Source organism: uncultured Tenacibaculum sp., from assembly GCF_947494125.1.
GTDB lineage: Bacteria > Bacteroidota > Bacteroidia > Flavobacteriales > Flavobacteriaceae > Polaribacter.
In genome coordinates this window covers 243,180-254,969 of sequence record NZ_CANLTU010000004.1, presented here as the reverse complement: position 1 = coordinate 254,969, position 11,790 = coordinate 243,180, and the positions used below count along the sequence as shown (strand labels likewise).

6 protein-coding genes and 1 rRNA gene are annotated in these 11,790 nt (G+C 31.0%); 1 reads left to right on the top strand and 6 read right to left on the bottom strand.

Annotated elements, in window-relative coordinates; genetic code table 11:
* Window positions 1-88: 88 nt before the first annotated feature.
* Window positions 89-197 (top strand): 5S ribosomal RNA (gene rrf, locus Q0881_RS09745).
* A 62-nt stretch (window positions 198-259) separates the two neighbouring features.
* Here the strand turns inward: rrf and Q0881_RS09740 are convergent.
* From Q0881_RS09740 to Q0881_RS09715, 6 genes are read right to left on the bottom strand one after another with little or no spacing between them, the layout of a single operon-like run.
* The gene (locus Q0881_RS09740; protein ID WP_299159516.1) at window positions 260-2,836 is read right to left on the bottom strand and encodes a phosphoenolpyruvate carboxylase; all 2,577 of its coding nucleotides are present in this window, start codon (window positions 2,834-2,836) and stop codon (window positions 260-262) included.
* A 22-nt stretch (window positions 2,837-2,858) separates the two neighbouring features.
* Window positions 2,859-4,316 (bottom strand): glutamate synthase subunit beta, encoded by a 1,458-nt coding sequence (locus Q0881_RS09735; RefSeq protein WP_299159514.1) that lies wholly within the window; start codon window positions 4,314-4,316, stop codon window positions 2,859-2,861.
* Window positions 4,317-4,319: 3 nt separating this feature from the next.
* A complete protein-coding gene (gene gltB / locus Q0881_RS09730; RefSeq protein WP_299159512.1) occupies window positions 4,320-8,831 on the bottom strand; it encodes a glutamate synthase large subunit in 4,512 nt (1,503 codons plus the stop codon).
* A 13-nt stretch (window positions 8,832-8,844) separates the two neighbouring features.
* Window positions 8,845-10,083, bottom strand: a complete 1,239-nt coding sequence (gene amt / locus Q0881_RS09725; protein WP_299159510.1) for an ammonium transporter — start codon at window positions 10,081-10,083, stop codon at window positions 8,845-8,847.
* A 7-nt stretch (window positions 10,084-10,090) separates the two neighbouring features.
* Window positions 10,091-10,429 carry a P-II family nitrogen regulator gene (locus Q0881_RS09720; protein ID WP_299159509.1) on the bottom strand — a complete coding sequence of 113 codons (339 nt, stop codon included), beginning with the start codon at window positions 10,427-10,429 and terminating at the stop codon, window positions 10,091-10,093.
* A 16-nt stretch (window positions 10,430-10,445) separates the two neighbouring features.
* The gene (locus Q0881_RS09715; protein WP_299159507.1) at window positions 10,446-11,435 is read right to left on the bottom strand and encodes an outer membrane beta-barrel protein; all 990 of its coding nucleotides are present in this window, start codon (window positions 11,433-11,435) and stop codon (window positions 10,446-10,448) included.
* Window positions 11,436-11,790: the final 355 nt, after the last annotated feature.

The window sequence follows — 11,790 nt, the reverse complement described above, 5'->3', positions numbered from 1 at the left end:
CCTTGTGAGGGAAGCGAAACTCTTTGACAATTTACGATATGATTTTACTAATATGTTAACTTATACAGTTGAAATATACTGAACGATTTAAGGTGATTATTGCAATGGGGCTCACCTCTTACCATTCCGAACAGAGAAGTTAAGCCCATTAGCGCCGATGGTACTGCCAATGGTGGGAGAGTAGGTCGTTGCCTTTCTTTTAAACCTCAATCTTTTTTAAGATTGAGGTTTTTTTTTGTTCTAAACTTAAATGAAATACTTATGCTGAATTTCTACTAGCATTAATATTTCCATATAAAGAACGAATTACGATCTTTTCTAATATGCTTATTTGATTTTGATTTACTGATTTATTCTTTTCTAATTCTTGTATTTCTTTTAAAGCATATTGTTGTATGGTTAATAGAGGACGAACAATTGATTCTCTAATATCTATAGAGGCTTTTACTGAAGGTTGATTTTCCATTAATTGATTGTATCCTGTTAATTTTAAAATTAATCGATATGATAATTGGTACTCTTCATAAATTATTTGCCAGAATTCTCCATATTCTTTGTTATTTCTCATATACTTTGTCAATTCAAAAAAAGATTTAGAAAGTGACATCATGCTGTTTTCAATTAAGGTTTTAAAAAAACTAGACTGATTATATAATTCTATTAATTTATCAAATTCATTATTATCTTCATAATGTTTTAAAGCTGTTCCAACTCCAAAAAAACCTGGAACATTTTGCTTTAATTGGCTCCATGAGCCCACAAATGGTATCGCTCTTAAATCACTAAATATTAATTTATCTGAGTTACTTCTCTTTGATGGTCTACTTCCAATGTTTGTTTTTGCATAATATTTTAGCGTACTCATTTTTTCTAAATAAGCTAAGAATTTTGGATGCTTTTTAAAGTTTGAATAAGTGTCATAACTAATTTCAGCCAATTTATTTATGGTTTGCAAATCGTTTGTAACTAGTTTATCATCTAGTTTATTTGTAATACCCGAACTAATTAATTGTTCAACGTTGTATTGTGACGATTCTAAAGTTCCAAAATTTGAACTTATGGTTTGCCCTTGAATAGTTAATTGTATTTCTTTATCTTCTATATTAGGTGCTAAAGATGCATAGAATTGATGCGTTTTGCCTCCTCCTCTTGCAGGTGGACCTCCACGACCATCAAAAAAGATTACCATAATTCCGTATTTACGTGAAATTTTGGTTAACTCTTCCTTCGCTTTGAATATTGCCCAGTTGGCCATTAAATATCCACCATCTTTTGTGCCATCACTAAAGCCTAACATGATTGTTTGTTTGCTATTCCTTTCTTTTAGATGGTTTATGTAAGATTTGTTTGTATATAATTCTTCCATAACAGAAGACGCATTTTCTAAATCTGATATAGTTTCAAATAATGGAACGATATCTACCGTTAGTTTTTCATGAAAAGCAACCAATTTTAACATTGCATATAATTGCATCACATTTAGAGATGTTTGATTGTTACTAATAATATATCTATTTGCTGCTTTTTCACCATTAATTTCTTGAATTGTTTTTATGGCTTTGATAGTTTCTAATGTTGTAATCACAAATTCGTCATTGAATATAGAGAGGTCTATTTTACCTTCCACTTTCGATAATATTTTTATTTGTTCCTCACTAGTTAATTCTTCATAATTGCTAGGAAAAATGTCAATGTTATTCTCTTTTAATTTTTGAATAATAGTATTGAAAACGTTGTGATGTTGACGACTATCTTGTCTTATATCTAAATTTGCAAAATGAAAGCCAAATAATTGTATTTTATTTATAAGACTTTCTATTTCTTTTAGATATAATGATTGATGTTGTGTTTTAAGAACTTCTCTAATCTTGGTTAATTCATCTTTAATATATTCTAATGTAAGAGAATTGTTTTTAGGATTTACAAGTGTACTATAGAGTTGTTGTTCGAGACTAAGTATTTTGTCTTCAACACCAACAAAAGTTAGCTTACGTTTTAAAAGTTTAATATCTCGATGATAACTTTTAATAATCGCTTCTTTTAATTTTTCAGCTACTTTTAATGTTATTTCTGGTGTTACGTAAGGATTACCATCTCTATCTCCTCCTGGCCAAAAACCTATGTTTATTATCTCGTTATTTAAATTTTTATCATTGTCAAATATGTTTTTTTTAACATAATCATAAATATCTCCAAACGATTTATAAAATACATTTTCTAAATACCATATTAAGCTAATAGCCTCATCATATGGAGTTGGTTTTTTTTGTCTAAAAAATGGTGTTTTTCCTAATTGAGCTAGTAATTGTGTTATTTGTTGTATATCATTTACTTTAATTGATTTAGAAAGATCATTTATAATTCCTAATACAGAATCAGGATAAAATTGTGTTGGATGTGCGGTAAGTACAATTCTAACTTTAAAGTCATTTAAATATTTTTTTAAATCATCGAGTTTATTGTTTTTACTTGCATACTCTTTTAAGTTTCTAAGTGTACCTATACCATCCATATTATTAATAATAGGAAAGGCTGCGTCTTCAATAGCATCAAATAATACAACTTGTCTTTCGATGTATTGTATAAACCTGAATAATAAATTTATTTGGCTTTTCTCATCTCTTCGTGCTTGATATTTATTAAAAAAAGATTTTACAATTGTTGTTGGATCATCTCCTCTTTCATATCCTTTTTGACATGTTTCATGAAATAGGGGTAATAAAACACCCGTTTTTGTAATACTATCAAAAGGTAAGGTCATAAATATACTATTGTATATTTTATATTTAGCTTCTACATTTTCTTTAAATCGTTGTATTTTAGGTAGCTTGGACATATTTTTTGTTTTAACTTATATTTTATACTAGAGGTATGTCTCCAGCACCTTTTGTTTGTAAATAAGAAACATTTGTTAAATATTTATCAACTTGCACAGCAACTTCTCTTCCTTCTGAAATGGCCCAGACAATTAGAGATTGACCTCTACGCATATCTCCTGCTGTGAATATGTGTGGTATACTGGTTTGATAATTTTTTGATTCATAATTATTTTTCTTATTTAAATTTATTCCCAACTGCTTACTTAATATTGTTTCGGGACCTGTAAATCCAAGAGAAAGTAAGACTAAATCACATGGCCATATTTTTTCGGTATTAGGTTTTTCAATTAATTTTGGTCTCTGGCCTGGAATAATTTCCCATTCAACTTGAATCGTTTTTATTGCCGTAAGATTCCCATCACTATCTGTTATAAATTCTTTCGTATTAATAAGCCAGTTTCGTTCACAACCTTCTTCGTGTGATGTAGTAGTTTTTAATTGTAGTGGCCAATAAGGCCATGGTGTCTTTTCACTTCTTGAACCTGGAGGTTTTGGCATAATTTCAAAGTTTGTAACAGATTTTGCTCCCTGTCTATTTGAAGTTCCTATGCAGTCTGAACCAGTATCTCCACCACCAATAACAATTACATTCTTGTTTTTGGCTGAGATTTTTTTTTCATCAATAGGTTTATTGAATACTATTTTAGTTTGTTGTGTAAGGAAATCCATTGCTTGATATACTCCTTTTGATTCTATACCTTTTATAGGTAAACTTCTAGGTTTGGTCGCTCCTCCACATAAAACAATTGCATCAAAATAATCTAAATTTTTTATATCGTAATTTACTCCAACATTTGCATTGGTTTTAAATATAATTCCTTCCTGTTCTAAGATTTTTAATCTTCTGTCTATAATATTTTTTTCTAATTTGAAATTTGGTATACCATAACGAAGTAAACCGCCTATCTCATCATCTCTTTCAAATACGGTTACATTATGACCTGCTCTGTTTAATTGTTGAGATGTAGCTAATCCAGATGGACCAGACCCGATAACTGCAACAGTTTTTCCTGTTCTTTTTTTAGGTGGTTGTGGTTGAATCCATCCATTTTTAAATGCCCTTTCTACAATATTTTTTTCAATATTTTCTATAGAAACAGGATCGTTTACAATTCCTAATACACATGATTTTTCACAAGGAGCTGGACAAAGTCTTCCTGTAAATTCTGGAAAGTTATTTGTTGAATGTAACAGTTTAGATGCTTTTTCCCATTCTCCTTTATATACCATGTCGTTAAAATCTGGAATTAAATTTCCAAGTGGGCAACCACTATGACAAAATGGAATACCACAATCCATGCATCTAGCTCCTTGTTTTTTTATTTCTGCTTCATTTAAAAGAATAGCAAATTCGTTATAATTTTTAATTCTTTCTTTTACAGGAATATTTTCTTCATTCTGTCTATTAATTTCGATAAATCCTTTTATTTTTCCCATAATTTACGCTGAAATTTTTTTAAGTATTGTTTTTTCTTCTGATAATCTTTTTAGGGCTTTTTTAAAGTCTTTAGGAAATACCTTTATGAAATGAAGTTTTTGTTCCTCCCAGTTTTCTAGAAATTCTTTTGCTAAACTACTATTCGTATAAGAATAATGTTCTTTTATATATTCTTTAAGTTCTTTAAAATCATCATTAGAGAGAGGGTCTAAATCGACCATTTCTTTATTACATGATGTTTTAGTAAATTCTTTGTCATTGTCAAAAACATACGCAGTTCCACCACTCATTCCTGCTGCAAAGTTTCTTCCTGTTTTACCTAATACAATAATTTTTCCTCCTGTCATATATTCACAACCGTGATCACCTACGCCTTCAACAACAGCTGTTACTCCCGAGTTTCTAACGGCAAAACGTTCTCCAGCGATCCCATTAATAAATGCTTTCCCACTTATTGCACCATAAAAACTTACATTTCCTGTAATTACATTTTCTGAAGCATTAAAAGTAGCTGTAGGTGGTTTTTTAATTATTAAGGTTGCTCCTGAAAGTCCTTTTCCTAAATAATCATTAGTTTCTCCTTCAACTATTAGTGTTAATCCTTTTGTAGAGAATGCTCCAAAACTTTGACCTGCTGATCCTTTAAATGTTATATTTAATGTGTTTTTTTGTAAGCCTGATTCTCCATAACGCTTAGAAATTTCGTTACTTAAAATTGCTCCAACTGCTCTATCTGTATTTTGAATTGGATAGGTTAATGTAGTTTCTTGTTTATTAATAATTGCTGCTTTAGCGTCATTAAAAATTTTGAAATCTAATACATTATCTAAATTATGGTTTTGATTTTCAGTATTGTATTGAATGTTATTCTTACTCTGTTGAGGCTTATACAGAATAGCTGAAAGATCTACTCCTTTTGCTTTATAATGTTTTATTGCTTTGTTTGTGTTTAGTTTATGACTTTGCCCAATCATTTCATTAAGTGTTCTATAGCCTAATTGCGCCATGATTTCTCTTAACTCTTCTGCAACGAAATACATGAAGTTGATTACATGTTCCGGTGTTCCTTTGAAGTTTTTTCTAAGCTTAGGATCTTGAGTAGCTATACCTACTGGGCAAGTGTTTAAATGACAAGCACGCATCATAATACAACCTGAAGCTACTAAAGGGGCTGTTGCAAAACCAAATTCTTCTGCCCCCAATAATGCAGCTATAGCGACATCTCTTCCTGTTTTTAATTGCCCATCACATTCAAGAACAACTCTATTTCTTAATCCGTTTAATATTAATGTTTGTTGCGCTTCTGCTAGTCCTAATTCCCAAGGAAGCCCTGCATGTTTCAATGAAGTTAAAGGAGAGGCTCCTGTTCCTCCATCAAATCCAGATATTAATATTACATCTGCTTTTGCTTTTGCTACTCCTGCTGCTATTGTTCCTACACCAACTTTAGAAACTAATTTTACATTAATTCTAGCTTCTCTATTGGCATTTTTTAAATCGAAAATTAATTGTGCTAAATCTTCTATTGAATAGATGTCGTGGTGAGGTGGTGGAGAGATTAAACCAACATAAGGAGTTGAATTTCTAACGTTAGCAATCCAAGGTAATACTTTTTCACCTGGAAGATGCCCTCCTTCTCCTGGCTTAGCTCCTTGAGCCATTTTAATTTGTATTTCTTTTGCATTGGTTAAATAATTACTTGAAACTCCAAATCTACCAGAAGCTACTTGTTTAATTGCACTATTCTTCCAATCACCATTTTTTTCTTTTATAAAACGTAATTTGTTTTCTCCTCCTTCTCCTGAGTTACTTTTAGCTCCAATTTTATTCATAGCAATGGCTAAATTCTCATGAGCTTCTTGACTTATTGATCCGTAAGACATAGCTCCAGTTTTAAAACGTTTTACTATTTCTGTCCATGGCTCAACTTCATCAATAGAAATTGGATCTAAATTATTAAACTCAAATAGACCTCGTAGGGTCATTAAATTTTCACTTTGTTTATTTACTTTATCAGCATAAACTTTATAACTGTCTTTACTTTTACTTCTAACTGCTTGTTGTAGTTTTGCAACTGTGGTTGGATTAAACATGTGTTTTTCACCGTTTCTTCTCCACCTATAATCACCACCAATTTCAAGATCTAATACCGATTTATAATTTTCTAGTTTAAATGCTTTGTCAAATCTTTTTTGAATATCTTTTTCTAAAACAACTAACCCTATTCCGCCAATTCTTGAAGGAGTATATGGAAAGTGTTTTTCAGTAAAAGCTTTTTTAAGCCCTAAAGCTTCGAAAATTTGTGATGCTCTGTATGAATGTAGTGTAGAGATCCCTATTTTATTCATTATTTTTAAAATCCCTTTTCCAATAGCTTTATTAAAATTATTTACTGCTGTTTCTTCATCTAAGTCTTTAATAACTTTTGTTTTTACTTGCTCTCTTATAATTTCATTTACTAAGTATGGATTAATGGCACTGGCTCCATAACCAAATAAAGTAGCAAAATGATGTGGTTCACGTGCTTCAGCAGTTTCTAAAACGATACCAAATTTTGACCTTTTTTGTTTGTTATTTAAAGAATGATGCACATAAGAACAAGCTAATAAAGCAGGTATTGGTGCATTATTTTTATCTACATTTCTATCTGAAAGTATAATAATATTTGCTCCTTCAAAAACAGCTTTTTCTACAGCAATAAGAATGTTGTCTAACGCTTTCTCTAAACCATTTACACCTTCAGAAATAGGGTATAACATAGGAATAGAAACCGCTTTAAATTCTGGATGCGTTATGTTTTTAATTTTATCTAAGTCGTCATTAGAAATAACAGGGTTTTGAATTTTCAATTTTTTTGCTTGATCGGGGATAATGTCGAAAATATTACGATCTCCTCCAATAGCTAAACTGATATCTGTAATTAATTCCTCTCTTATTCCATCTAATGGAGGATTGGTTACTTGTGCGAATAATTGTTTGAAATAATTATATAGCAATTGCGGTTTGTCTGATAAAACTGCAAGAGGAGTATCTGTTCCCATTGAACCAATAGCTTCTTTTGCTTTTATAGCCATTGGATTGATTATAGAACTGATTTCTTCTAAAGTATAACCAAAAGCTCGTAATCTTGTTTTATATGCTGTAGGTTCAATTGGACACATATTATTTGTGTAAGGAACTTGCGCTAGTGGTAACATGTGTTCCGAAACCCATTTTTTATATGGATTCTTAGATACAATTTTAGTTTTTATTTCTTCATCTTCAATAATTCTACCAGCATCCATGTCTACTAAAAACATTTTTCCGGGTTCTAGTCTACCGTGTTTTTCAACATTTTCTGGAGCAATTTTTACGACACCAATTTCTGAAGACATAATTACAAACCCATCTTTAGTAACTGTATATCTTGAAGGCCTTAATCCATTTCTATCTAGTAAGGCGCCGATATAGATTCCATCAGTAAAAGGAATTGATGCTGGACCGTCCCAAGGTTCCATTATACACGAGTTGTATTCATAAAAAGCCTTTTTATCTTCGGACATTGTTTGGTGTTTTTCCCAGGCTTCAGGAACCATAATCATCATTACTTCTGGTAATGTTCTTCCAGTCATTAATAGTAATTCTACGACTAAATCCATAGACGCAGAGTCAGATTTACCGTCGGTTACAATAGGAAATAATTTTTTTATGTCTTCTCCGAATAAGTCACTTTTCATTAATTCCTCTCGTGCTCTCATTCTACTAACGTTTCCACGAAGTGTATTAATTTCTCCATTATGACACATATAACGAAAAGGCTGTGCTAAACTCCAAGCTGGGAACGTGTTTGTAGAAAAACGCTGATGTACTAAAGCTAATCTGGTAACTACATCTTTTTCTTTTAAATCGATATAATACCTGCCTATATCTTCTGGAATTAATAAACCTTTGTAAATTAAAGTTGTTGTTGAAAGGCTAGAGATATAGAAATAATTTGCTTGCGAAAGTTTAGATTTAGCAATAATATGTTCTGCTATTTTACGAGCAGCAAATAGTTTAGCATTAAACTGTATATCTGTTAGTTTGCTTTCATTCTTATCTATGAATATTTGTTTTACTTTAGGTTCAGTTTTTGAAGCAATTTCTCCAATAATAGAAGTGTCTACAGGAACATCTCTCCACCCAATGATTCGTAAGCCTTGCTTTTTTATTTCATCTTCTAAAATTGAAACACAATAGTTTGTCTGGTTAGAACTTTTAGGTAGAAAGACCATACCTACGGCATATTCTTTTGATTTAGGAATTATAAATGAACAAACTCGTTTAAAGAATTTATGGGGGATATCAATTAAAATACCAGCACCATCTCCAGTTCGACCATCAGAACTAACAGCTCCACGATGCTCTAATTTTACTAAAATTTCAAGTGCATTATGAATAATTGTATTAGACTTTTCTCCATTTAAATTACAAATGAAGCCAGCACCACAATTGTCTCTTTCGAATTCGCTTAAATATAATCCCTGATCTTCCATATTGTTTATGTTTTTAATGTTCGTTTAATCTAAAATCTGGATATGCATTAATTCCATGTTCAAATTTGTCTAGTCCTTCTAATTCTTCTCTTTCGTTTACTCTAATTCCCATTGTCTTTTTTAAAGTAAAAATGATTATAAATGAAGAAGCTGAGCAGAATACTGTATACGCTAAAATTCCAATTAATTGAGAAACAAATTGATTCCAACCTGCTAAGTTTCCAAAGATTCCTACAGCCAATGTTCCCCAAATACCACATACTAAGTGTACAGCAATGGCACCAACAGGATCATCTAATTTTAAACGATCAATTATGCTTACTGCAAAAACGACAATGATACCTGCAATTCCTCCAATAAGTATAGCATCGGTAGGAGACATTTGATCTGCTCCAGCAGTGATCCCAACTAAACCACCTAAAATTCCATTTAAATACATGGTTAAATCAAATCCTTTATAAATAATTGAAGATGTTAGGAAAGCTAAGAAGCCTCCAGCGGCGGCAGCTAAACATGTAGTTACTAATGTTAGAGAAGTAGCTGATGGATTAGCTGAAAGTACTGAGCCTCCATTAAAACCGAACCAGCCTAACCATAGAATTAAAACTCCAGCAGTAGCAATAGGAATGTTATGCCCAGGAATAGCTTGTGCTTTTCCTTTTTTAAATTTTCCTATTCTTGGGCCTAATAAACAAACAGCAATTAAAGCTGCCCATCCACCTACAGAATGTACTAAAGTAGATCCAGCAAAATCATAAAATGGAGTTTCTAAGGTATGTAAAAAGCCACCTCCCCATTTCCATGAGCCAGCAATTGGATATATAATCCCTACATATATTATTGTAAAAATAATAAAGGGAATTAATTTCATTCTTTCAGCTACAGCCCCAGAAACAATTGTAGCAGCAGTTGCGGCAAACATTCCCTGAAATAAAAAGTCAGTCCAATATGTGTAACCTTCATTATATGTTAAATCTAAAACACCGTTTTTTAATGGAGCATCTAATCCAATTCCTGAAAAACCTAAAATGCCTAAAGCATCTTTAGAAAAACCAGGGTACATTAAATTGAAACCAATTAGATAGTATAAGAGTAATCCTACGGTGATTATAAAAATATTTTTGAATAATATATTTATCGTGTTTTTTTGTCTTGTTAGTCCTATTTCCAAAAAGGCAAAACCTAAATGCATAAAGAAAACAAGAGCTATGCATATCATCATCCACACATTATTTATTGTAAGCATATCCATAATTTTGTTAGTTAAGTGTGTTTTTTCCTTTTTCTCCTGTTCTTATTCTATAACTCTCCTCAATATTTGAAACAAATATTTTTCCGTCACCAACTTCTCCGGTTGAAGCAGAGGATAAAATAGCATTGATGGTAGCTTCTTTAAAATCATCATTAACAACAATAGATAAATATCTTCTTTGAATATCACTAGTACTATAAGACACACCTCTGTATACATGTCCTTCTTTTTCATTTCCAAGTCCGGTTACATCCCAATAAGAGAAGAAGTTAATGCCAGCTTCATGCAAAGATTTTTTGACTTGATGGAATTTTGATTTTCGTATAATTGCTTCTATTTTTTTCATGTATTAAGTGGTTTAGTTATTTTAAAGTATACACAGCTGCAACTGTAATTCCTGTTAGATTATTTCTATTAAAAAATGTTATATCTTTTGAAGTATCATATCTTATTTCTGCAATCATTTTTAATTCTTTTGAAAGAGTTTTTTGAGCAGTTAGAGTATAAGCAGACTGATCTAAGTTTTTTTGAGCAGAAATTGTAGAGAAAAACTCTGGTCTAAAGCCTAAAGCAAAATCGTTTTTGAATTCTTTTTGAAAGTATAAAGCAACTCCTTTGTATCCAGCTTCAGTTTTGTTAGAATAAGAATATGCTGCATTTATACCCATATAAATGGTACTTGAAAAATTTAAACCTGCTGTGTAATCAATTAAAAGAGCATCGTTAGCATTGAAACCATCTGCACCATAAATAAGATTTAAATATTGTTTTTTATAACCTATTTGAAAACCAGTTTGATAAGAACTTGTTGAATTGGATCCAGTAGTTATACCATGAGGATTAGTAACAGCTAACATTAAACTTAGATCATCAGAAGCATTGTAATCTATTCGTAAACCAGTATGAGAAAAAGGACCTGCGCTAAATAAGTATGAAACAGTATAGTTGAAGTTAACCGTTGGAGAGATTACTTCATATCCAAAAAAAGTGTTGAACTGACCAAGGGTGAATTTAAGGTTTTCAACAGGTTTGTAATAGACATATAGTTGATTGATTGCTCCATCGTAGGCATTTGCTGAATTAGCTCTAGGTCCAAAAGCTAAATCTGCAACGGCACCTATTTTCTCTTTTTTATAAGAAGCTATAGTGTTAACCATACCAAGACCAAAACCATTAGTTTGAACATCTGATAGTAATCCTAAAGTTCCTTTAGCATCTTTGTTGAGATTACTAGTATAATAGACATCCACACTTCCACTCAGAGAAAGATTACTTTTTTTAGAATCAGTTTGAGAAAATGAGTTAAAACAAAGTATCCCTAATGTAAGTGTGACAGGTTTAAAATGAATCATAATTGTTGGTTTTTTTTGCTTGATATGAGCTGCTAATTTTCAATATTTATTCGGTATAAGCAAATGATTTACAGTAGGTTGTGTGTAGAAAACGTTTTCGTTAAACCAGTAAGAATCAAAAAAGTAGGGTAAAAAATGATGATATAATAATTCACCCATATTTATAAGGAGAGGAAATAGAGAGAAACCAAAATGAGAGTAAAAAATTATTGATATGATAAAAATGATGATTATTGAAAAAAACAACAAATTATTGTGTTTTTGTTATTGTATTTTATGTGTAATCGTGTTTTTAATATATTTATTTGTATGTTTTATTTGTTTTTGTGAATTAAATGTAATTTTTATTTTAATC

Bases quoted from the DNA above. Each gene is read 5' to 3' on its own strand.
- gltB (WP_299159512.1), bottom strand. From the start codon at position 8,831: ATGGAAGATCAGGGATTATATTTAAGCGAATTCGAAAGAGACAATTGT.
- Q0881_RS09715 (WP_299159507.1), bottom strand. From the start codon at position 11,435: ATGATTCATTTTAAACCTGTCACACTTACATTAGGGATACTTTGTTTT.
- Q0881_RS09740 (WP_299159516.1), bottom strand. From the start codon at position 2,836: ATGTCCAAGCTACCTAAAATACAACGATTTAAAGAAAATGTAGAAGCT.
- Q0881_RS09720 (WP_299159509.1), bottom strand. From the start codon at position 10,429: ATGAAAAAAATAGAAGCAATTATACGAAAATCAAAATTCCATCAAGTC.
- Q0881_RS09735 (WP_299159514.1), bottom strand. From the start codon at position 4,316: ATGGGAAAAATAAAAGGATTTATCGAAATTAATAGACAGAATGAAGAA.
- amt (WP_299159510.1), bottom strand. From the start codon at position 10,083: ATGGATATGCTTACAATAAATAATGTGTGGATGATGATATGCATAGCT.